21 protein-coding genes and 4 tRNA genes are annotated in these 22,285 nt (G+C 59.0%); 14 read left to right on the top strand and 11 right to left on the bottom strand.

Annotation, left to right across the window (positions count from 1 at the left end):
* Window positions 1-34: 34 nt before the first annotated feature.
* The 3 genes from RHP74_RS21820 to RHP74_RS21810 all read left to right on the top strand — a co-directional run bounded on the left by RHP74_RS21820 (window position 35) and on the right by RHP74_RS21810 (window position 3,576).
* Window positions 35-346 (top strand): cupin, encoded by a 312-nt coding sequence (locus RHP74_RS21820; protein ID WP_154912303.1) that lies wholly within the window; start codon window positions 35-37, stop codon window positions 344-346.
* A 104-nt stretch (window positions 347-450) separates the two neighbouring features.
* Entirely contained in the window at window positions 451-1,602 is a 1,152-nt protein-coding gene (locus RHP74_RS21815) for a TDT family transporter (protein ID WP_221106995.1), read from the top strand.
* A 99-nt stretch (window positions 1,603-1,701) separates the two neighbouring features.
* The gene (locus tag RHP74_RS21810; protein WP_010456758.1) at window positions 1,702-3,576 is read left to right on the top strand and encodes an MFS transporter; all 1,875 of its coding nucleotides are present in this window, start codon (window positions 1,702-1,704) and stop codon (window positions 3,574-3,576) included.
* Between the two features lie 125 nt (window positions 3,577-3,701).
* Here RHP74_RS21810 and sugE read toward each other — a convergent pair whose 3' ends face one another.
* The 3 genes from sugE to rdgC all read right to left on the bottom strand — a co-directional run bounded on the left by sugE (window position 3,702) and on the right by rdgC (window position 6,167).
* A complete protein-coding gene (gene sugE, locus RHP74_RS21805) occupies window positions 3,702-4,016 on the bottom strand; it encodes a quaternary ammonium compound efflux SMR transporter SugE (RefSeq protein WP_010456757.1) in 315 nt (104 codons plus the stop codon).
* A gap of 119 nt (window positions 4,017-4,135) precedes the next feature.
* Window positions 4,136-5,101, bottom strand: a complete 966-nt coding sequence (locus RHP74_RS21800; RefSeq protein ID WP_311096278.1) for a bile acid:sodium symporter family protein — start codon at window positions 5,099-5,101, stop codon at window positions 4,136-4,138.
* Between the two features lie 145 nt (window positions 5,102-5,246).
* The gene (rdgC, locus tag RHP74_RS21795; protein ID WP_077749804.1) at window positions 5,247-6,167 is read right to left on the bottom strand and encodes a recombination-associated protein RdgC; all 921 of its coding nucleotides are present in this window, start codon (window positions 6,165-6,167) and stop codon (window positions 5,247-5,249) included.
* Between the two features lie 160 nt (window positions 6,168-6,327).
* Between rdgC and RHP74_RS21790 the strand changes: the two genes are divergently transcribed.
* The 4 genes from RHP74_RS21790 (at window position 6,328) to RHP74_RS21775 (ending at window position 6,859) form a co-directional block, all read left to right on the top strand.
* Window positions 6,328-6,403: transfer RNA gene (locus tag RHP74_RS21790), tRNA-Val, on the top strand.
* An 18-nt stretch (window positions 6,404-6,421) separates the two neighbouring features.
* Window positions 6,422-6,498: transfer RNA gene (locus tag RHP74_RS21785), tRNA-Asp, on the top strand.
* Window positions 6,499-6,687: 189 nt separating this feature from the next.
* Window positions 6,688-6,763, top strand: a tRNA-Val gene (locus tag RHP74_RS21780).
* Between the two features lie 19 nt (window positions 6,764-6,782).
* A tRNA-Asp gene (locus RHP74_RS21775) sits at window positions 6,783-6,859 on the top strand.
* 85 nt (window positions 6,860-6,944) lie between these two features.
* On the opposite strand, the gene RHP74_RS21770 is transcribed toward RHP74_RS21775, so the two are convergent.
* Window positions 6,945-8,078 (bottom strand): catalase family protein, encoded by a 1,134-nt coding sequence (locus RHP74_RS21770; protein ID WP_311096277.1) that lies wholly within the window; start codon window positions 8,076-8,078, stop codon window positions 6,945-6,947.
* Window positions 8,075-9,883, bottom strand: a complete 1,809-nt coding sequence (locus RHP74_RS21765) for a di-heme-cytochrome C peroxidase (protein WP_200666756.1) — start codon at window positions 9,881-9,883, stop codon at window positions 8,075-8,077. The genes RHP74_RS21770 and RHP74_RS21765 overlap by 4 nt, the downstream gene beginning before the upstream one ends.
* 271 nt (window positions 9,884-10,154) lie before the next feature.
* Between RHP74_RS21765 and RHP74_RS21760 the strand changes: the two genes are divergently transcribed.
* The 6 genes from RHP74_RS21760 (at window position 10,155) to RHP74_RS21735 (ending at window position 13,615) form a co-directional block, all read left to right on the top strand.
* Entirely contained in the window at window positions 10,155-10,868 is a 714-nt protein-coding gene (locus tag RHP74_RS21760) for an FKBP-type peptidyl-prolyl cis-trans isomerase (RefSeq protein ID WP_010456752.1), read from the top strand.
* A 293-nt stretch (window positions 10,869-11,161) separates the two neighbouring features.
* Entirely contained in the window at window positions 11,162-11,617 is a 456-nt protein-coding gene (locus tag RHP74_RS21755) for a YkvA family protein (RefSeq protein WP_010456751.1), read from the top strand.
* A gap of 114 nt (window positions 11,618-11,731) precedes the next feature.
* Window positions 11,732-12,073: a helix-turn-helix transcriptional regulator gene (locus RHP74_RS21750; RefSeq protein ID WP_311096276.1), complete on the top strand. Its 342-nt coding sequence runs from the start codon at window positions 11,732-11,734 to the stop codon at window positions 12,071-12,073.
* Entirely contained in the window at window positions 12,070-12,441 is a 372-nt protein-coding gene (locus RHP74_RS21745; protein WP_003223109.1) for a hypothetical protein, read from the top strand. Before RHP74_RS21750 ends, RHP74_RS21745 begins: the two co-directional genes overlap by 4 nt.
* Entirely contained in the window at window positions 12,442-12,849 is a 408-nt protein-coding gene (locus RHP74_RS21740; protein WP_311096273.1) for a sel1 repeat family protein, read from the top strand.
* Window positions 12,850-13,288: 439 nt separating this feature from the next.
* Window positions 13,289-13,615 (top strand): hypothetical protein, encoded by a 327-nt coding sequence (locus RHP74_RS21735; protein ID WP_200666754.1) that lies wholly within the window; start codon window positions 13,289-13,291, stop codon window positions 13,613-13,615.
* A gap of 136 nt (window positions 13,616-13,751) precedes the next feature.
* Here RHP74_RS21735 and RHP74_RS21730 read toward each other — a convergent pair whose 3' ends face one another.
* Together RHP74_RS21730 and RHP74_RS21725 are read right to left on the bottom strand one after the other, a co-directional pair.
* A complete protein-coding gene (locus RHP74_RS21730; protein WP_311096272.1) occupies window positions 13,752-15,542 on the bottom strand; it encodes a bifunctional diguanylate cyclase/phosphodiesterase in 1,791 nt (596 codons plus the stop codon).
* Window positions 15,543-15,662: 120 nt separating this feature from the next.
* Complete coding sequence (locus RHP74_RS21725; protein ID WP_010456732.1) at window positions 15,663-17,744, bottom strand: carboxy terminal-processing peptidase; 2,082 nt, start codon at window positions 17,742-17,744, stop codon at window positions 15,663-15,665.
* A 140-nt stretch (window positions 17,745-17,884) separates the two neighbouring features.
* On the opposite strand from RHP74_RS21725, the gene RHP74_RS21720 reads away from it, so the two are divergent.
* Complete coding sequence (locus tag RHP74_RS21720; RefSeq protein WP_200666753.1) at window positions 17,885-18,847, top strand: zinc-binding dehydrogenase; 963 nt, start codon at window positions 17,885-17,887, stop codon at window positions 18,845-18,847.
* A gap of 54 nt (window positions 18,848-18,901) precedes the next feature.
* Here the strand turns inward: RHP74_RS21720 and RHP74_RS21715 are convergent, their stop codons facing one another.
* From RHP74_RS21715 to RHP74_RS21700, 4 genes are all read right to left on the bottom strand, one after another.
* Window positions 18,902-19,555, bottom strand: a complete 654-nt coding sequence (locus RHP74_RS21715; protein ID WP_083376031.1) for an HAD family phosphatase — start codon at window positions 19,553-19,555, stop codon at window positions 18,902-18,904.
* Window positions 19,556-19,670: 115 nt separating this feature from the next.
* On the bottom strand, window positions 19,671-20,660 hold the full coding sequence (locus tag RHP74_RS21710) for an ABC transporter ATP-binding protein (protein ID WP_010456726.1): 990 nt from the start codon (window positions 20,658-20,660) through the stop codon (window positions 19,671-19,673).
* On the bottom strand, window positions 20,657-21,457 hold the full coding sequence (locus tag RHP74_RS21705; RefSeq protein WP_010456724.1) for an ABC transporter permease: 801 nt from the start codon (window positions 21,455-21,457) through the stop codon (window positions 20,657-20,659). Before RHP74_RS21705 ends, RHP74_RS21710 begins: the two co-directional genes overlap by 4 nt.
* Window positions 21,444-22,280 carry an ABC transporter permease subunit gene (locus RHP74_RS21700; RefSeq protein ID WP_154501365.1) on the bottom strand — a complete coding sequence of 279 codons (837 nt, stop codon included), beginning with the start codon at window positions 22,278-22,280 and terminating at the stop codon, window positions 21,444-21,446. Before RHP74_RS21700 ends, RHP74_RS21705 begins: the two co-directional genes overlap by 14 nt.
* Window positions 22,281-22,285 lie beyond the last annotated feature (5 nt).

Raw genomic sequence — 22,285 nt, 5'->3', positions numbered from 1 at the left:
CTTGGCGTCGCCACCCATTTCAACGGACCACCCGATGAAGATCATCCGCAGCAAATCCTTCACTGCTGACCGCGCCTGGGGCGCCTTGGATATCGCCAAAATGAACGGCATCACCACCCGTTTGCACTGGACCGATCAGCCGTATAAATGGCACGTCAACGATGGGCAGGAAGTGTTCGTCGTACTCGATGGCCAAGTGCAGATGCGCTATCGCGAAGACGGCGTTGAAAAGGACACGCTGCTCGACATCGGCGACATTTTCTACGCCTCGGTGGGCACCGAACACGTTGCCCATCCACAAGGTGCGGCGCGGATCCTGGTGATCGAGACGGAAGGTAGCGTCTGACGCATATCTGCAAAACAGATAACAGTTAGAGATATTACCCGTTATATAGATATTCGATTCGGATCTACCATGGATTCCACCTCACAAGAGGAGAGGAATTCACCATGACATGCCCCAACAGCAGCACCCTCGGTTCAAGACCGTTCAGCCATTTGCAGCACCCGCTTGAGGCGATTCGCCAATTCACGCCCAACTGGTTCGCCGCGACCATGGGCACGGGCGTGCTGGCATTGGCACTGGCGCAATTGCCCGTCGCCATTCCTGGACTGAACGCGGTGGCCGAAGGTCTCTGGCTGCTCAATATCTGCTTGTTCGTATTATTCACCGCCGCGTACACGGCACGCTGGGTGCTGTTCTTCGATGAGGCTCGGCGGATCTTCGGTCACTCCACGGTCTCGATGTTCTTCGGCACCATCCCCATGGGGTTGGCGACCATCATCAATGGCTTCCTGGTGTTCGGCTTGCCGCGCTGGGGCGATGGAGTGATTCATGTCGCCGAGGTGCTGTGGTGGCTTGATGTGGTCATGTCGCTGGCCTGCGGTGTGCTGATTCCCTACATGATGTTCACCCGTCAGGAGCACAGCATCGACCAGATGACAGCGGTCTGGCTGTTGCCTGTGGTCGCGGCGGAAGTGGCGGCCGCCAGTGGGGGCCTGTTGGCACCGCACTTGACCGATGCCCATTCGCAACTGGTCGTGCTGACAACCAGCTACGTGCTGTGGGCCTTTTCCCTGCCGGTGGCGTTCAGCATTCTGACCATTCTGTTGCTGCGCATGGCGCTGCATAAACTGCCTCACGAAAACATGGCCGCCTCCAGCTGGCTGGCGCTGGGGCCGATCGGCACCGGGGCGTTGGGCATGTTGCTGCTGGGCGCCGATGCGCCGGCCATCTTTGCGGCCAACGGCCTGCCGGGTATCGGTGAGATTGCAGCCGGGTTGGGCCTGGTGGCCGGGATCACACTGTGGGGCTTCGGCTTCTGGTGGATGCTGATGGCGGTGCTGATCACCGTGCGTTACCTGCGCGACGGTATCCCGTTCAACCTGGGCTGGTGGGGCTTCACCTTCCCGCTGGGCGTCTATTCTCTGACGACGTTGAAACTGGGCAGCACCTTGAACCTGGCGTTTTTCAATGTCTTTGGCTGCGTGCTGGTGGCGATGCTGGCGGTGATGTGGCTGATTGTCTCCAAACGCACAGTGCAGGGCGCGTGGCGGGGTGAGTTGTTTGTCTCGCCGTGCATTGCAGGATTAAAGAAATAAGCCGCAAAGATTAGGTAATGTGTGGCCTGGATCGACGTTCGACATTCCAATAGCAAATCGCCAAGCCACTCTTTACCCAATCTCAGGGACCCATGGAAGATGAGCCACCCCTCACAGTTCACCTTGCTTCGCACCCGGCGCTTCCTGCCGTTCTTTGTCACGCAGTCCCTCGGGGCGTTCAACGACAACATCTTCAAGCAGTCGTTGATCCTCGCCATTCTGTACAAGCTGACCATCGACGGTGACCGTTCGATCTGGGTCAACCTGTGCGCGTTGCTGTTTATCCTGCCGTTCTTTCTGTTCTCGGCGCTGGCCGGCCAGTTCGGGGAAAAGTTCGCCAAGGACGCGCTGATTCGACTGATCAAGCTCGGGGAAATCGCCATCATGGCGGTCGGCGCCGTGGGTTTCCTGTTCGATCACCTGTCGCTGATGCTGGTGGCGCTGTTTGCCATGGGCACGCACTCGGCGCTGTTCGGGCCGGTGAAATATTCGATCCTGCCCCAGGCCCTGCGTGAAGAAGAGTTGGTGGGCGGCAACGGGCTGGTGGAAATGGGCACGTTCCTGGCGATCCTCGCCGGGACTATCGGCGCCGGGATCATGATGTCGTCCAGTCATTACGCGCCCATCGTGTCCACCGCGATCATCGCAGTCGCGGTGCTCGGCTACCTGGCCAGTCGCAGCATTCCCCGGGCGGCGGCCTCGTCGCCGCAAATGCGCCTGAACTGGAACATCTTCAGCCAATCCTGGGCCACCTTGAAACTGGGCCTGGGGCAGACGCCTGCGGTGTCGCGTTCCATCGTCGGCAACTCGTGGTTCTGGTTTGTCGGGGCGATTTATCTGACGCAGATCCCGGCCTATGCCAAGGAATGGATGCACGGCGACGAGACCGTGGTGACGCTGATTCTGACGGTGTTCTCGGTGGGCATCGCCCTCGGTTCGATGCTCTGCGAGAAGCTCTCCGGACGCAAAGTCGAGATTGGCCTGGTGCCGTTCGGCTCGTTCGGCCTGACGGTCTTTGGCTTGCTGCTGTGGTGGCATTCCGGCGGTATCCCAGACAGCGTTGCCGGCCACGGCTGGATCGAAATCCTTGGTTTTGGTCACGCCTGGCTGGTGCTGATCGACATTCTGGGCCTGGGGATTTTCGGCGGTTTCTACATTGTGCCGCTGTATGCGCTGATTCAGTCGCGCACCCCCGAGAACGAGCGGGCGCGGGTGATTGCCGCCAACAACATTCTCAACGCACTGTTCATGGTGGTGTCGGCGATTGTCTCGATCGTGCTCCTGAGCATGGTCGAGCTGTCGATTCCGCAGCTGTTTCTGGTGGTGTCACTGCTGAACATCGGCGTCAACGCCTACATCTTCAGCATCGTGCCTGAGTTCACCATGCGTTTCCTGATCTGGCTGCTCAGCCATTCGATGTACCGCGTGGAGCATCGAAATCTCGATTTGATCCCGGATGAAGGCGCGGCATTACTAGTCTGCAACCATGTTTCGTTTGTGGATGCGTTGCTGATTGGCGGTGCGGTGCGTCGGCCGATTCGCTTTGTCATGTACTACAAGATCTACAACTTGCCGGTGCTGAACTTTATCTTTCGCACGGCGGGGACGATTCCGATTGCGGGGCGCCAGGAAGACATTCAAATCTACGAAAAAGCCTTCACGCGTATCGCTCAATACCTGAAGGACGGTGAACTGGTGTGCATCTTCCCGGAAGGCAAGTTGACCGCTGACGGGGAGATGAGTGAGTTCAAGGGCGGGCTGGTGCGCATTCTCGAAGAGACGCCGGTGCCGGTGATTCCACTGGCGTTGCAAGGGTTGTGGGGGAGTTTCTTCAGCCGCGATCCGGGCAAGGGGTTGTTTCGTCGGTTGTGGTCGCGGGTGACGTTGGTGGCGGGGCCGGCGGTGGCGGTTGAGGCGGCGGAGCCGGCGACGTTGCAGGCGATGGTCGGGGATTTGCGTGGGGCCGTTAGATAGTCGGTGACTGTGAGGGCCTCTTCGCGGGCAAGCCTCGCTCCTGCGGGGTTTGTGGCATATCCATCATTCGGGATGCGCCAGAAACCCTGCAGGAAAGAGGCTCGCCCGCGAAGGCGATCTAAAGGTCAGGCACTGACCTTCAGCCCAATCAACCCGGCAATAATCAACGCCACACTGGCCAGCCTGAACAGCGCCATGGATTCACCAAACAAAATGATCCCGGCGATCACCGTGCCCACCGCACCCACACCGGTCCAGATCGCATAGGCCGTGCCCAGCGGCAATTCCTTCATGGCAAGGCCCAGCAAGCCAAGGCTGATCGCCATGGCGGCAACGGTCAATGCGGTGGGGAGAGGGCGGCTGAAACCGTCGGTATATTTCAGGCCGACGGCCCAGCCGACTTCGAACAGGCCGGCGAAAAACAGAATGATCCAGGACATGAAAGACCTCCATCGATTGACGGGGTCGTCCCCAGATTAATGACTCGATCGAGCCGCGAGGTCGTCCTCGCGTTGCGCCATAGAGTGCCCATCATTAACCCGGGGATCAAGTTTGCGGATTACTCGGCCGCTTGCTGAACTGCGGTTTCCCGGTCTTGTTTTTCGCTCATGCGACGGAAATACGTCGAGAGCAACGCCCCCGAAATGTTGTGCCAGACGCTGAACAACGCACTAGGCACCGCCGCCAGTGGCGAGAAGTGCGCACTGGCCAACTCAGCACCGAGGCCGGAGTTCTGCATGCCGACTTCCAGCGCCAGGGATTTGCGTTGGGCCAGCGGCAACTTGAACAGGCGCCCGGTGAAGTAACCCAGCAGATAACCGAAGCTGTTGTGCAGTATCACCACAGCCATGATCAGCAGGCCGGACTCGGCAATCTTCGCCTGGCTGGCGGCCACGACGGCGGTGACGATGATCACGATGCTCACCACCGAAATCAGCGGCAATACTTCCACCGCATGACGCACCCGGCTGCCGAGCAAACGCTGGGCAACCACACCCAGCACGATCGGCAACAGCACCACTTGCAGGATCGACCAGAACAGCTCCAAGAAGGACACCGGCAGCCACGCCGAGGCCAGCAGCCAGATCAGCGCCGGGGTCAGCAGCGGAGCGAGGAGGGTGGTGACGGCGGCGATGGCCACCGACAGCGCCAGGTCACCGCGTGCCAGCCAGGTCATCACGTTCGACGAGGTGCCGCTTGGGCAGCAGCCGACCAGGATCACGCCGACGGCGAGTTCCGGTGGCAGGTGAAACGCCTGGCAGAGCAACCACGCCACACCGGGCATGATCACGAAATGTGCAACCACGCCCAGCGCCACGCGCCACGGATGGCGAGCGACTTCGGCGAAGTCCTCGAGTTTGAGTGTCAGGCCCATGCCGAACATCACCAGGCCCAGCAGCGGCACGATCGCGCCTTTCAGGCCGATAAACCACGTCGGCTGCAAGAACGCCACGACCGCGAAAATCAGTACCCAGTAAGCGAAGGTGTTGCCGACAAAACGACTCAATGCAGCGAGGGCGCGCATGGCCTGATCCTTATTATTAAGTAACACCACAAAAACCAATGTGGGAGCGAGCCTGCTCGCGAATGCGGTGTATCAGTCGACATAAATGCCGACTGTCACAACGCCTTCGCGAGCAGGCTTGCTCCCACAGTGATATCACACGCTTTTAGATCCCTTGCGGAAGCTCTTCACCGCCCAACGCTTCAACCAGCGCCGGCAGGAAGTCGCCGAACGTCAGCATCATCAAGGTGAAGCTGGCGTCCAGCTGGCCGAGGGCTTCTTCGCCGCCGTCCTGTTCGGCCTGGTCTTGCAGCAGGTCTTCGAACTTCAGGCGCTTGACCACCATCTTGTCGTCGAGGACGAAAGACAGCTTGTCTTGCCAGGCCAGCGACAGCTGAGTCACCACTTTGCCGGTGCTCAAGTGCAACTGGATTTCTTCGCTGGTCAGGTCCTGACGCTTGCAACGCACGATGCCACCGTCTTCGTGGGTGTCGCGCAGTTCGCACTCGTCCAGCACAAAGAAGTCGTCCGCGGCTTTCTGGGTGGTGACCCATTCGGTCATGGTCGCGGTTGGCGACATTTTAACGGTCAGCGGACGTACCGGCAGTGTGCCGATCACTTCGCGCAGGGTGGACAGCAGGTCTTCGGCGCGTTTCGGGCTGGCCGAGTTCACCAGGATCAGGCCCTGTTTCGGCGCGATGGCGGCGAAGGTCGACGAACGACGGATAAAGGCACGCGGCAGGAACGCCTGGATGATTTCATCCTTGATCTGGTCGCGTTCCTTTTTGTAGACCTTGCGCATTTGTTCGGCTTCGATCTCTTCGACCTTTTCCTTCACAGCGTCACGCACGACGCTGCCCGGCAAGATGCGCTCTTCCTTACGGGCGGAGATCAGCAGGAAGTCGCCGCTGACGTGCACCAGGGGGGCATCTTCGCCTTTGCCGAAGGGCGCGACGAAACCGTAGGTGGTCAACTCCTGGCTTGCACATGAACGCGCCAGTTTGGTGGCCAGTGCAGTTTCCAACGCCTCGGCATCAAAAGGCAGATCTTGGGTCAGGCGATAGATAAGCAGGTTTTTGAACCACATGGGGCGAGTCTCTCCTTTATACAAAGGGGGGCATTATTCTCTTAGCGAAGCCATAGGCCAACCCTTCTCTAAGCCTTTGGAAGGCCTGCAAAAATTATTGTAAAAAGTGCTTGCCAGAGGTTGGGTCGCTCCGTAGAATGCGCGCCACACCGAAAGTGAAGGGTGATTAGCTCAGCTGGGAGAGCGTCTGCCTTACAAGCAGAATGTCGGCGGTTCGATCCCGTCATCACCCACCATTCGCTTTAGTGTTACGCGCAGCGGTAGTTCAGTCGGTTAGAATACCGGCCTGTCACGCCGGGGGTCGCGGGTTCGAGTCCCGTCCGCTGCGCCATATTCGGTAACCTGGAACGCTGAACGCCAGGTCACCACGGAAAAGCCCGCTCAATGCGGGTTTTTTTCTGTCTGTTGTTCCTGCGGAATGTGTTGTTTCACCGGTTTTCAGATTTTTTTGAAGATTTATTCAATTAAATCAACACTTTACGAAAATCTGTGGCACAATGCGCCCCGCAACGAAGGTAAAGGGTGATTAGCTCAGCTGGGAGAGCGTCTGCCTTACAAGCAGAATGTCGGCGGTTCGATCCCGTCATCACCCACCACTTACTTTCAACGCTACGCGCAGCGGTAGTTCAGTCGGTTAGAATACCGGCCTGTCACGCCGGGGGTCGCGGGTTCGAGTCCCGTCCGCTGCGCCATATTCGGTAATCTGGAACGCTGAACGCCAGGTCACCACACAGAAAGCCCGCTTTATGCGGGCTTTTTGCTGTCCGGGGTTTGGCTTTATTGCTCGGCGTTGCGGCTGTGGCGGTAATCGCTGACCGCTTCATACACCGCCTTGCGCAGACGGTTGATCCCGCCAATCGGGCGATGAGCCTCAAGCCCGAACCACGGGTTGAACGACTGGTTATCGCATTGCACGTTTAGCGCTGGCGTGTCGAAGTCCTGGGCGGGCAGCCTGATCCGTGCCACGGTTTCGAACGGCGCATCCTTTTCCTTCCATTGGATACTCGTGTCCTCGATCGGCATGTACTTGCCCGGATCCTGGCGCTGGATCTGCAAGACAAAGCACGCGGGCACCCGATCCGTCGACAACTGCTGATTCAGCGCATTGCGTAAAAAATTCGGCAGCTTCTGGTTCTGCGCCGGCAACGGGTAGGCCGGGCAACTGTCAGGGTCGGGCGTCACCCGAAACTTCGCATTGGCGTTACCGAACTTGTAGGGCGAGACCGAAAAGTACGTCGTCTGTGTCGGACTTTCCGGCGCAGGGGAGAGTGTCGCCAAAGCGATAAACAGATGACGGACCTGCCACGTGCGCGGATCCCATCCGGGGAAAAACGCCATCAGCTTCTTGCCATCGGCCTGGGCGGCCACATTCTGGCGGTATTCGGCGACATCGCTGACGAAGAAATTCGGATGGCTGAACATCACAAAGTCCTGTTCGCCACGGCTTTGTTGATCGGTGAGCAGTTGGTTGCCGGGCACGTCGTGCAACTTGATCGCCATGCCCCGGGCATCGCGGATACTGTCGAACTGTGGATAGGCATTGCCGTTGGACAGCCGCATCGTCGCTTGCCAGGTTTTGCCGGGTTCGCTGAATACGCCCTGACGCAGCGCTTGCGTCAGATCCGGCAGGACCTGGACTTCGGCCTTCACGCAGCCATGGGCCTTGGCGTGCGCATCACGCAGGTAGCGGGTGCTTTCCCGGTGCTGATCGACGATGCGCACGGCCGTCTGGATGATGTCCTGAGTCATCGCCGCCTCGCCATTCGGGATCAGTTCTTCAGCGGATACCGGTCCACTGTGCTGCCAGGCAAACCACGCCGTGGCCAGCGCCCAGCCGAGCACTCCCAGGCCCAGTAACCACAACAGGGTTTTGCCGAGAAAGGCGCCCAACCACATCCACAGTCTGCTCATGGTAATTGTGCCTCCAACGGGCCGCCCAACACTTTCAGATACTCCAGCAGCGCCCAGCGCTCCTGCGGTTGCAGCAGGCGACCGATGACGCCGTTACCCAACTTGCCAGCACGGAATTCGTGGCCGCTGTTGTGATTGCCGGTGATGCGCGTGTCGAACTTGAAGCCATTGGTAAAGGCCTCGGTGCGATAGCCCAGGTGCCTGGGGTCGTACTCGAACGTGCCTTTGAAGAAGGTCGTTGCGCGTTCATCCTGGGGCGAGAGCAGTTGATAGAGGCTTGGCACCGAACCGTTGTGCAGAAACGGCGCCGTTGCCCAGACGCCGGCCAACGGACGGGCCTTGTAGGCGCGCAATTCACGCACGCCAATCGGCAGGCCGAAGCCATCCATCTCCGGACGCTCGGCCTCGGGGATTTTCGCCTCGCGATAAGCACGGTTTCCGACGAATGCGGTGACGTAGGCCAGGCCTTTGGCTGACGAGAGTTTGCTCATGTCCAGCGGTTCGGCGGGCGGCGGCTGCAACTGCACATCCAGTTTCGCCAGCTCCGCCGGGTCCCATTGCAAGGCGCTGAGGTCGAAGCGATGGTCGGCGATGTTATTGGCCGCGCCCGGGTCTGTGCCGATGTAATCCACCGGCAGCATTTTCAGGTGTTGCACCCAACGCCCGTTGGTCTGGACCGATCGAGGCACGTGGCACCCTGCGCAGTTTTCGCTGAATAATTCGCGACCTTTGACGGCCAGAGGCTTATCGACAGCGCCGAGCAGCGCTTCGGGCCAGGCCGGTGGTTTGAGCCGTTGCAGGGTTTGTTCGATCTGGTGCAAGTCGCGCAAGCGGACACTCGACGGATAGCGCTCGTCACCTTTGAGCGGCTGGCCATTGGCGTCGAAGAAATCCAGGGTGGCACCGACGCCCAGCGCTTCGCCGATGTTGCGGGCCATCGGTTGCTGCGCCGAGCCGTTCCATTGCACCCAGTCAAAGGTCCACATGTCCCACAGTTGCGGGTAGTCCACCGGCGCATCCGCCACGCGGTAATTATCAGGTGAAATCGCATCGCCGAAGCTGGCATTGGCAATGCGCCCGAAAGCGTCGGTGCGGCCGGGGCCTTCCTCGGTGGGATAGAGCCCGCGATGGGTATCGTTCCAGGCCACTTTCACGAACGTATTGAGGGAGGCTTTGAAGTCCTGGCGCAACTGTTGGCGGCGGGTGTCGTAGTCCTCGCCCAGCACGTTGCGGGCGAAACGTTCGAATTTCCACGGGTTGTAATAAGTCGAGACCAGACTGGCGACAAGTGCTTGTCCGAAACTGCCACCGCGTAGTGTAGGAACACTGGAAGGCAGGACATGCTGCGCCGAACCGCCGTCGATCCGCACGGCCTGGCCATTGAAACGCAGTTCACCGGTGTGGCAGGCGGCGCAGGTGATGTCGAGGAACTCGTCCTGGCTGCCGGGGTTTTGATGGCGGGCAAACCCCACGGGCAAGTTGGCAGGGTTGTTCGGTGTGGGTTTCTGCTCGGGGTCGATCAGGAAACCAAAGCGTGCGAGGTATTCCGGGGCGGCGAAGCGATGTTCCGAGAAGGGCAGTTCGAGTTCCTTGAACCAGTCATAGCGCAAGCCTTTGACCTGAGTGCCCTGGGGGGTGAAGTAGTAAGTCTGGCGGTCGGCGGCGCTCCACTGTTCCAGGTAATGCACCTGTTGTGCGGGGGACCAGGTCGGCAATTTCGGGTTGGCGACGTAGTACAGCACCACGGCGAGGCCCAGCCCCAGCAGCACAGCGAACAACGCCAGCAGGCGGAATAAGAGGCGCAAGATAAACATCCTTGTCGATTTTGTAGCTCTCTTATGCCTCAGTGCTTGAGGTGCGGCAAGTGGCCATTACGCCAGATGCTGTGGGATCCGGTATTCGTCTCTGTGGGGCCCAAGATGACAGAAGCTTCATCGCTGCAATCCCGAAATGCGTTAAAACACCTGAACTTATCAGAAGTTTCCTGCTCTCATGCCGGTAGCCATTGGTCGTGGCCGCCTGATAAGCTCGCGGCTTTACTCGATTGCCCTTTAGGCGCATGAACAAGGAAATAGCATGAAACAGCATCGGTTGGCGGCGGCGGTGGCCCTGGTTAGCCTGGTACTTGCGGGTTGTGACTCGCAGACCAGCGTAGAGCTGAAAACCCCGGCGCAAAAAGCTTCCTACGGGATTGGCCTGAACATGGGCAAGAGCCTGGCTCAGGAAGGCATGGATGACCTGGACTCCAAAGCCGTAGCCCAAGGCATCGAAGACGCCGTCGGCAAGAAAGAACAGAAGCTGAAGGATGAAGAACTGGTCGAAGCCTTCGCAGCACTGCAAAAGCGTGCTGAAGAGCGTATGGCCAAAATGAGCGAAGAGTCGGCAGCCGCCGGCAAGAAATTCCTCGAAGAAAACGCCAAGAAAGCGGGTGTCACCACCACTGCTTCGGGCCTGCAATACGAAGTGGTCAAGAAAGCTGATGGCGCACAGCCAAAGCCGACTGACGTAGTGACTGTTCACTACACCGGCAAGCTGACCGACGGCACTACCTTCGACAGCTCCGTCGACCGTGGCAGCCCGATCGATCTGCCGGTCAGCGGCGTGATTCCGGGTTGGGTCGAAGGCCTGCAACTGATGCACGTTGGCGAGAAGTACAAGCTGTACATTCCTAGCGAGCTGGCCTACGGCGCCCAAAGCCCAAGCCCGGCGATTCCAGCCAACTCGGTGCTGGTATTCGACCTGGAACTGCTGGCGATCAAGGATCCAGCAAAAGAAGACGCCGCCAAGTAATCAGCGTCTGCTTTAAAAACAACGCCTCGCTTTATGCGGGGCGTTGTTGCATCTGGCGTTCAGCGAGGGTAAACAAAGCGAACGGATGCTGTACGGTGCAGTCATAGCCATTGAGGACGCCGTGCTAGCCGCGCCGGCGCGCCAAGTCAATGAAATCTTGGGTTTTTTTATGTGAGTAAAAAACGCCCGATCTGAGTTGAGCCCTTATGAAACGGGGCTTTCAGCCGTGAAATATAGCTCTGTTCACAAGGTTATCCACAATTTGTGTGGATAACATTTCAGCGGGAGGAATGATGAAAGCACCTTGGAATTTCGCTCGTTTCCTGCCACTCGCCGGACGCCTGCTTGCCCGTGGACGTTTGCCGACCCTGCTGTTCGCCGTCGCCAGCAAAGGGGCCAGTCAGGGCAACCGATTGGGCAAACTCAAAGACGATCTGCGCCTGATGCAGGCACTGTGCCTGGCCTACTGGCGTGGGGAGTACCGCGCCATCAGCCCGAAGGCGCTGATCTCGGTGGTGGCCGGCCTGATGTACTTCCTCAGTCCGGTGGATGCGATCCCCGACTTCATCCCGGTATTCGGCATGCTGGATGACATTGCCGTGCTGGCCTGGTTGATGAAAGTCCTCGACGATGAACTCAATGCGTTCCGTGCCTGGCGCAAACGTCAGTTGCCGGAGAAGCTTGCGGTGGTGGAGCGGCTCCCCGATACACCTGAGCAACTTCAGCTTCAAGGCCCGAAAAAAACCTGATTCGATTGAGGATCGTCCTTATATTCATACCCCCCGCGACCGTGGCCGCTGTTAGGATTACACTTCTAGGGAAAAGTGCCGACTCGCTAAGTGTCGTTGTCCTACGGGGAAGTCATGGATATTCAGATAATCACACGCGAAGGCGAGCCCGAATATGCGGTTTTGCCGTGGGCTCAGTATCAGGCTCTACTGAAAGCAGCAGGCATCAACCAACAACCGGCGCCCGACGCGCCGGTGCGTCACGCAACATCACCAGACCCGATTCTTCCAGGTCTGGATCAACTACGCAGTTTGCGCGAAGGGAAGGGCATCGCCATCGAGGCGCTGGCCCGCACGGTAGGCATCAGCCCGTCTTATCTGGCCCTGATCGAAAGTGGCGAGCGTCTACCCGACGCTGCAATTCGCCGCAGTCTGGCCTGGGAACTGACGGTGCCAGGGTGGAGGGATGAATCGTGAGCGTCCGCATCAGTCGTCAACATTGGGACGGGTTGTTGGGTGAGCTGGATCAGGCCCGCCGCCAACGGCATCTGCTGACTTATCGAGCCTTGCTTGAACGTTTGCAGTTGCCCACGCCGGCCATGCAAACCCTCACCGCTGCGCTGGAGCATCTGGCAGCGCTGGACGCCAAGGCCGAGCAGCCGCTGCGCAGCTCGCTGGTGATCAGCCAGGGTGCCAGCCGCCTGCCACGCACCGGTTTCTTCGAATGCGTCGAGCGTCTGGGGCGTTTCTCGGGACCGTCCGACGGTGTCGCCGCCGCCTCATGGCACGCTTCGGAAGTGGTGCGCGTGTTCGAATACGAATACCCGGAATCGGCGGAGGCCTGAGTGTTTTTACGCCTCAAGGCACGGGCCAGTTACTGGCTGGCCCGCCGGTTGTTTCACTGGTCATGGTTCGTGCGACAGCCCCGCGGCTGGAGCTGGTTCGAAGGCCAGTTCGCACGGATGGCCAATCTCGGTGATGTCGGCGCGCAAAGCTTCTATGGCCACATCCTGGCCTTTCGTGGCGTTGGCCTTGGGGCTCGCGAGGAGGGTGTGCGATTGCTGCGCCTGGCGGCTTTGGCGGGGGATGGCAAAGCGGCGTATCAGGTGGGAGTGATCAGTTTGGCGGGGACGCCGAGCAAGGCGCCGGATCCGGTGGAAGCGGCGAGATTCTGGGAGATGGCGGCGAAGGCGGGGCATCCGTTGGCTGAGATGAAGCTTAAAGAGCTGGCGTCTCGGGAGGACGCGAAGTAGGCGTGGGTGGTTTTTGTAGCCAGTCATGGCTGATCAGGGATTTACCCTACGCAGTTCTCAGCTTCTCCTGACTTCTTTCCTGATTATTCCCCCGCAAAGTGCTGCGCGTTTAATGCTGTGGAAAACCATCGGAGATTTCCTTCGAGTTGTGGCGGCTTTCATGAACTGGTGCGAAGGAAGTTCACCCGATAGCCTTTGATGGTCACTGAACACTCAGTGGTGGGGTGTAGGAACCCTTTCGGCATCGGTATTGCGTAAGCGTCGAAACCTGATTTGCGGCCGTTAATGTGCGTCCGTAACATCTATTGCGGCGGCTGTGCGCGGGCACGCTTCGGCGTGGTCGAGTCTCCGATGCTCGGTATTCCTACCCCGCGTATAGCTGCCACCCAAGCCTGTAGGAAGGTTTTTGGCAGCTCCCATTGTCATCGGAAGGTCTCAAATGCCAACACTTCATCCTGATCCACCCTACGAAAAGCCAGTTTCCCATCCGAAAAACCGCTTCATGGCGCTGACAAGCAACTGCAGCGACATGCCCACCTTGTTCGTCGACACCCATGCGCCACTCGATATTCTGACCGACGCCGCCCGCTACCGAATCCGAGCCGTCACCCAAGTGCTGGAGAACCTCTCCATGCGCGGTTCAGTTGAATGCGATTCCATGATCCTCAGCGACTTCGCGTTGCTCTGCGCCATTCCGTTGCGCGATGGCTGTGATGTGCTGGATGTGGTTGGGCGGCGGCTGGGGGCGTGGTCAGTAGCGGATTGAATCCAGAGATTTTTGTTGTGTGGTCTGGCCTCTTCGCGGGCAAGCCTCGCTCCTACGGGAGATGGGTAGTCCACAATAGTTGTGAACGACAAAACCCCTGTAGGAGCGAGGCTTGCCCGCGAAGGCGTCCGTTCAATCACCGCTGCCCGATGATCAAATCCTCGTTTTGCACCGGCACCACCAAACTATCAATCACATACACGCTATACCCCGCCACATTCTTCGCGTGATGCTTGGCCTGCGAAGCCATCTCTGCCAACTGGCTCGCATCGAGTTGTCCACAGGCCTGTGGGTGTAAATGCACGACGCCGATCGACAATGACAGCAGTGGAAACTCCTGGCGCATGCCCTGGCGATTCGGTGCGATAAAGCAGCCGGCTTCCAGGTGTTCGCTGCGGTAGAAACGTCGGCACTGGCTCTGGAAGTCGTCCAGCAACTGGTTCAGACGTTTGCGCCAGTCTTCCGGGCCGAGCACCAGCAGGAAGTCATCCCCGCCGATATGGCCAACGAAGTCGCGGGCCGGGTCCACCCGATCGTTCAGGCATTGAGCCAGACACAGCAGGACTTCGTCCCCACGGCCGTAGCCATAGATGTCGTTGAAGGGTTTGAAACTGTCGATGTCGACGTAACAGATCACCGATTCCCGCTCCTGTTGCAGCAGCCGCGTCAGGCATTGCTGGATGGGCACGTTGCCTGGCAACAAGGTCAGCGGGTTGGCGTAGCGAGCCTGCTGGATTTTCAGTTCGGTAATCAGCTTGAGTACATCGATCACCCGGCCCAGGCCCAGATAGCCGCCGTTGAGGGTGATGATGAAGTCCTCCTCGATGCGCTGGCGCGCGCGGCTGGTGATCAAGCGACTGACTTGTTGCAGTGACTGGCTCATCTCGACGGCGAGGAAGTCGTCGTTCATCAAGCGGCTGATGGGCTTGCGTGCGAACAGGTCGGTAGCAAAGGGCTTGAGCAGTGCGTCCGAGAGCGAATGCCGATGGACGATGCCGCAGGGATGGCCTTGCTCGTCAAGCACCGCCAGTGAGTTCAGGTTGGCCTGGCGGCGGAAGGCTTCCAGCACCGTGGCCGTCGGTGTGTCCCGGGCCACGGCCGGTTGGTCGTTGAGCAAGGCGCTGAGGTCACTGGCGTCATCATTCAAAGCCACTGCTGTGCTTTCCCGTTTTGGCATCAAGACTCGGGCGTCGCGAGGTGGATGCTCTTGAGGCCGACACAGCAAGTAGCCTTGCACCAGATCGACGCCCATCTCGGTCAACACCGCGAGCTCTTCCGGCAATTCGATGCCTTCGGCGATCACTTGTGCCCGTGAGGCTTTGGCGATTTGCAGGATCGAGCCGACGAATTCACGTTTGAGGGCATCCTGGTGAATGCCGTCGATAAAGTGCCGGTCAATTTTCACGTAATCCGGCCGCAGCTCGGACCAGAGCCGCAAACTCGAATAACCTGCCCCCAGATCATCGAGCGCAATGGAAAAACCCATCGCCCGGTAGTGATGCAGGGCATTTTGCAGCAACTGGAAGTCGTCGGTCGGGGTTTGTTCGGTGAGTTCGATCACCACCTGGCTCGGCGGGATGCCGAAGTCCTGCAGCAATTGCAGGGTGCGACCCGGTTGGTGAGCGGCTTCCAACAGGGATTCCGGAGAGACGTTGAGAAACAGTTTGCCCGGCAGCTGTTGTTCATTGAAGCGTCGGCAGGCACTTTCACGGCAGGCGATTTCCAGCTCGCTCAAGCGACCGGCCTGGCGGGCAACCGCGAACAATGCGATGGGGGAGTGCAGCGGACTGTTCGAGGGGCCGCGAGTGAGGGCTTCGAAGCCGACAATGCGTCGCTCAGAGACGGAAATGATCGGCTGGAACAGGCTGTGCAAACCGCTTTGAGCCAGAATGGAACTCAATGCACTCAGCTGTTCAGTGGTGGTCATGGCGATCTCTGGCGATAAATAAAGGACTGGGAGCCATGAGCTCCCAGTCCTTTATTTCACGACAGAATGATGACTGTTTGATGACGCTCCGGGGAGCGTCAGCATTAAATTGCCATCATTTTAGTGCTTGGCGACCGCGGTGTTGAGTTTCAGGTAGTCCAACAGAATCCGCCCGGTCTCGCTCAAGTAGGCATCGTCTTCTGGCTTGGTCTTGTCCGGCTCGGCCGCGATGGCGTCTTCGTCTTCTTTCTTCAGCTCCTTGAGCGGCTCTTCGCCCTTGGCCTTGCGACGGATGTTTTCCATCACCAGTTGCTTGGCTTCGATATCGGCGTGTTGCGCACGGCGATCGGCTTCATTGAGGCTGACGGTTTTCTCCGTCATCAGCTTCTGGGCCAAGGCCAGCTTGTCGCGAATGAACACGAATTCGGCGTCTTTGGCCGTGCGCACGTCATGCTCGGATTTGAGCTGCGTGATGTACGGTTTGAAAGGGTCGGCCGCCGGCTTGATGGCCGCGCGGATGGTGTCCCACGGCATGGCTTCCGGCAGGGCGCTTTCGCCGATTTCCTTGGTGTCGATGATCGACGGGTAATCGATGTCCGGCAGTACGCCCTGATGCTGGGTGCTCTGGCCGGAAACCCGGTAGAACTTGGCCAGGGTCAGTTTCAGCTCGCCATGGTTCAACGGCTGAATGGTCTGCACGGTGCCTTTACCGAAGGTCTGGCCACCGATAATCAGTGCACGGTGGTAGTCCTGCATGGCGCCGGCAAAAATCTCCGAAGCCGAGGCGGACAAGCGGTTGACCAGCAACGCCATCGGGCCTTTGTAGAATGCGCCCGGGTTTTCATCTTCCAGCACATCGACACGGCCGTCGGCATTACGCACCAGCACGGTCGGACCTTTGTCGATGAACAGACTGGTCAGCTCGGTGGCTTCCTGCAGAGAGCCGCCGCCGTTGTTGCGCAAGTCGATGACCACGCCGTCGACTTTCTCTTTCTGCAGCTCGGTCAGCAGTTTCTTGACGTCGCGAGTGGTGCTCTTGTAATCCGGATCGCCAGCACGGAACGCCTTGAAGTCGAGGTAGAAGGCCGGGATCTCGATGACGCCGAGCTTGTAGTCCTTGCCATCCTGTTTCAGGTTGAGCACCGACTTCTTCACTGCCTGGTCTTCAAGCTTCACCGCTTCGCGGGTGATCGGCACGATCTTGCTGGTCTGGTCGTTTGGCGCATTGCTGGCCGGAATCACTTCCAGGCGCACCACGGTGCCTTTCGGACCACGGATCAGCTTGACCACTTCGTCCAGGCGCCAGCCGACCACGTCGACCATCTCTTTGTTGCCTTGGGCAACGCCGATGATCTTGTCGGCCGGTGCAACCTGTTTGGTCTTGTCGGCCGGGCCGGCAGGCACCAGTCGCACGACTTTCACCTGGTCGTTATCGCTCTGCAACACGGCGCCGATGCCCTCGAGGGACAGGCTCATGTTGATGTCGAAGTTTTCCGCGTTATCCGGCGACAGATAGTTGGTGTGCGGGTCGTAGGACATGGCGAAGGTGTTGATGTACGCCTGGAAGATATCTTCCGCACGGGTCTGGTCCAGGCGCGCCAACTGGTTTTTGTAGCGCTTGGTCAAGGTTTCCTGAATCTGCTTGGAATCCTTGCCCGCGATCTTCTGCCGCAAGACTTCGTCCTTGACGCGTTTGCGCCACAGGTCGTCGAGTTCTGCGGTGGACTTGAGCCAAGGGGCGTCCTTGCGATCGATCAGCAAGGTTTCCTTGGTATTGAAGTCGATTTTGTCGACGCCCTTGTTCAGCTCGGCAAGGGCAAAGTCCAGACGCGCTTTGACGCGGTCCAGGTAGCGCTTGTAGATGGTGAACCCGGCGTTGAGATCGCCGCTTTTCAGGAAGTCGTCGAACTGGGTCTTCCACTTGTCGAATTCGGCAATGTCGCTGGCCATGAAGTAGCTGCGCGACGGATCCAGCAGCTTGAGGTAGCTGTCATAGATGATCACGGAGCGCGCGTCATCGAGCGGCGGCTTGCTGTAGTGATGGCGCTTGAGCAGTTCGACGACGTTCAGGCTGGCGATCACTTCGTCACGATCAGGCTGAAGCTTGTCCCAGCTATTGGCTGCGAATGTATTGCTCGACATCGGCAACAGGCCGATACCAATGAATAGGGCTAGGGCGGTGCTGGGGAAAAAATGCTTCATGCTGATTCGACGCGGAGACAATTGATCACGCATATTAGGCCGTCTTTGAAGTCGCCGGTTCCACAAAGGGCCGGTCACATAATGCAAGAAAGCCCGGCGCTACAGCTACGGGCTCAGTCCAGACTCACTATGGAGGCACTGTGAAAGCATTGCAAGGCGTGGAAGGTCAAGTGGAGTGGGTTGAAGAGCCCAGTCCTACATGCGATGTAGGACAAGTTCGGATTCGAGTGGCGGCAGCAGGCCTCAATCGCGCCGATTTGTTACAGAAAGCAGGGCTTTATCCGCCACCGCCGGGAGCCAGTCAGGTACTGGGTCTTGAGTGTTCGGGGGTGATCAGCGAAGTCGGCCCGGGCTCGTCCTGGCAGGTCGGCGATCGGGTCTGCGCCTTGCTGGCCGGGGGCGGGATGGCCGAAGAGGTAGTTGTCGACGGACGGCATGTGCTGCCGGTCCCCGAAGGTTTGTCCCTGGCCGAGGCGGCGGCGTTGCCGGAAGTGTACGCGACCGTCTGGCTGAATTTGTTTCAACTCGCTGCGCTCAAACCGGGTGAGAAAGTTCTTCTGCACGCCGGAGCAAGTGGAATCGGTTCAGCGGCCATTCAGCTATGCAAGGCCTTTGGCAACCCGTGCTGGGTCAGCGTCGGTTCCGCCGAGCGTCTGGCTTATTGCGAAGCGCTGGGTGCGCAGGGGGGTGTGGTGCGCACGGGCGACCTGGACAGCTTGCGCGACCTGGGACCGTTCGATGTGATTCTCGATCCGGTCGGCGGCAACTACGCCGCGCTGAACCTGAAAATGCTGGCTCTGGATGGTCGCTGGGTGCTGATCGGCTTGATGGGCGGTCGTGACGCGAACCTGGATCTGGCGCAGGTTCTGGCCAAGCGCGTGCAACTGCTGGGCTCGACGTTGCGCAGTCGTGATGAGCAGTTCAAGGCGGATTTGTTCAGTGATTTGAGCCAGCATGTGTGGCCGTTGTTTGCTGAAGGGCGGTTGAGTCCCCAGTTGGCGAAGACCTACCCGATCAAGGACGCCGAAGCGGCGTTTGCGGCGTTGGCGAGTAATAAGGTGGCGGGGAAGCTGGTCCTGATAATCGACCCAAGCCTGACCTGAAGGACACACTGAACCTGTAGGAGCGAGCGGGCGGCGCTCCTACAGGGGTATCGGTTACTTCCAGATATGGATTGGCCAGCCGGCTTTTTCGGCGTGCTCAAGCAACACCGGATCCGGGTTCACCACGTGTGGGAAATCCACCTTCAATAGCAGCGGTAAATCGTTACGCGAGTCGGAATAGAAACTCGCACCTTCCAGATTCTCCTCTTCCGCATCCAGCCACTCCAGCAACCGGACGATCTTGCCTTCGCGGTAGGTCAGGGTGCCGACGGTCTGACCGCTATAAACGCCATGCGTCACTTCCAGTTCGATGGCGAGAATCTCGTCGATGCCCAGACGGTCGGCAATCGGCTTGACCAGGTGCGTGCCCGAGGCCGAGATCACCAGAATCCGGTCACCGGCCTTGCGATGGGCGGCGATGGCTTTAGTAGCGTCACTGAAGATGATCGGCTCGATGAAGTCTTCCACCCAAGGCCCGACCAAATGCTCGACCTCTTCCGGTGTGCGCCCGATCATCGGCTCCAGGCTGAAGGTCATGTACTCCTCCATGCGCAGTTTGCCGTGGCTGTAAGCGTCCATCAGTTCGTTGTTCTGACGCATGAACGACTCGGGATCGACCCAGCCCAGGCGGCCCATTTGCGCGCTCCAGAGGGTGGCGCAGTCGCCGTGGATCAGGGTTTCGTCCAGATCAAAAATTGCCAAGGCCATTAGTGCGGTTCTCTCCGAGAACAGCTTCAAGCGGCAAGTTTCAAGCCGCAAGAAGTGATTGAGGTGGTGAGCAGTTTACAACTTGTCGCTCGCAGCTTGCAGCTTGCAGCTGTTTTCAAGCTACTTCACACAGGGCAGTCGGATCGATGGAAAGTGCCAGGCGCTGACCATCGGGGTGCAGATCGGCCGCCGAGCGGTTCAGCACATCCACCACCAATTCCACGCCCCGGGCTTCGACCCGATAGCGAATCACGTTGCCCAGCAAACTGTGGCTGCGTACTTGCGCATCAAGCTCGCCATTGAGGCTCAGCTCGATGGCTTCCGGGCGAATCGCGATGCGGTGGTTGATCGGCCGTTGCAGCAGTTTCGAGGCGCTGTCGGCGTCCAGCAGGTTGTAGTTGCCGATGAAACCGGCGGCAAACACATCCACGGGCGCGGTGTAGAGGGTTTCGGCGTCGCCGCTCTGTACGATCTTTCCCTGATTCATCAGGAAAATCCGGTCAGACATGGTCAGGGCTTCTTCCTGATCGTGTGTGACGAAGATCGTGGTCAGACCGAGTTCACGCTGGATCTGACGGATCTGTTCGCGCAGATGCTTGCGAATCCGCGCATCGAGGGCCGACAGCGGTTCGTCCAGCAACAACAGCCGCGGACGGGTAACCAGTGAGCGGGCGAGGGCCACGCGCTGGCACTGGCCGCCCGACAATTGATGCGGGTAGCGCGCGGCGAAGTCATTGAGCTCCACCAGTTTCAGCACTTCGGCGACACGCTTCTGGCTGTCGTCGGCGTTGACCTTTTGCATGCGCAGACCGAAGGCGATGTTCTGCTCCACGGTCATGTTGGGGAACAGTGCATAACTCTGGAACACCATGCCAATCCCGCGTTTCTGTGGGCTCATCGGAACCAGATCGACGCCCTCCAGCAGAATCTTGCCGCCATCCACCGACGTCAGGCCGGCGATGCAACGCAACAGCGTGGACTTGCCGCAACCGGACGGGCCGAGGAGGGTGACAAACTCACCTTTCTGGATTTCGCAGTTGATGTCGCTGAAGACGGTGGTGCCCGCGTAATTTTTTTGAAGATGTTGGACGCTGACATAGCTCATTCGCTTTTGTCCTTGTTCAAGATATTGGCCGCCCAGGTCAGAACCAGCACAAAGAAGAAGTAGGAAATCACCAGCGCACTGGTGAAGTGGCCGCTGCTGTTACGCATGTTGTTGAGGTAGACCTGCAAGGTTTCGTAGCGGGTGCCGACCAGGATGTTGGCGAACACGAATTCACCGAACAGGAACGAGAACGACAGCAGCAATGCCACCATCAACCCCTTGCGCAGGTTCGGCAGCACCACCAGGAACGCGGCTTGCCAGGTGCTGGCACCGAGCAGTTGTGCGGCGTCCATCAGGTCGCGCAGGTTGATCGCTTGCAGGTTGTTGGTGATCGCCCGGTACATGAACGGCAGCGCGATGGTGAAGTAGCAGCCGATCAGAATCCACGGCGTACCAACCATCGCAAATGGCCCGGAACCGTAGAGCTGCAACAGCCCCACCGAGGACACCACCGGCGGCACCGCGAAGGGCAGCAGGATCAGGATGTTCATCAGCGCATCGAGTTTGGGGAAGTGGTAATGCACCACGAACAGCAGCGGCAGAATCAGCACCACCGACAGAATCAACGCGCCGACGCACACCAGCAGCGACTGCCCGAAGGCATGCAGAAAGCGCGGATCGCTCCACAGCTGGATGTACCACTTGAAGGTAAAGCCGCTCGGCAGAATGGTCGCCGACCAGCTGCTGGCGATCGAGTAGATCAACGTCCCGGCCAGCGGCAACAACAGAATGGCAAACAGCACGTACACCACCACCCGGTGATAGACACCGGCGGGGCCCAGTTCAGCGCGAGACATGGTAGCTCCTCTTCAACAGCAGCTGATGCACGATGGTCACCAGGGTCATCAACGCCACGAGTACCACGGCCAGGGCGCTGGCCAGGTTCGGATCCAGGGAAATGTCGCCGGACACCATCGCCGCGATGCGGATCGGCAGTACGTTGAAGTTGCCGGTGGTCAGCGCGTAAACCGTGGCGTAGGCGCCAAGCGCGTTGGCCAGCAAAATCACGAAAGTGCCGAGCAGCGCAGGGGTCAGCACCGGCAAACCGATGTGGCGCCAGAACTGCCAGCCGTTGGCGCCGAGCAGTTCGGCGGACTCACGCCAGTCTTCGCGCAAGGCATCGAACGCCGGATAAAGCAGCAGCACGCCCAATGGAATCTGGAAGTAGGTGTAGAGAATGATCAGCCCGGTCTTCGAATACAGGTTGAAGTCCTGAATGATCCCGGCCTGCTTGAGCATGATGGTGAAGCTGCCGTTGAACCCCAGCAAAATGATGAAGGCAAAGGCCAGGGGCACGCCGGCGAAGTTGCTGGTCATGTTGGCGAAAGCATTCACGAAGTTACGCAGTTTCGAGTCGACCCGGCGCAGGGAATAGGCGCCGAGCACCGCGATGATGATCCCGAATACGCTGGACCAGAAACTGATCTCGAGGCTGTACTGGATCGCTTGCAGATAGAACTTCGAATTGAAGATCTTGGTGAAGTTGGCCAAGCCCCAGCCGAACTCTTCCGATTGCAGGCTGTTGATCATTACCCAAACCAGCGGCGCGATCTCGAACACGATAAAAAACAGAGCGAAAGGCACCAGGCACAACGCTGCCAGCCATTTACCACGGGTCATGGCAT

The sequence above is a fragment of the Pseudomonas sp. SG20052 genome, from assembly GCF_031766055.1.
In the GTDB taxonomy this organism is placed as follows: Bacteria; Pseudomonadota; Gammaproteobacteria; order Pseudomonadales; family Pseudomonadaceae; genus Aquipseudomonas; species Aquipseudomonas mandelii.
The sequence above is the reverse complement of the archived record's forward strand: the minus strand, read 5'-3'. Positions and strand labels throughout refer to the sequence as shown.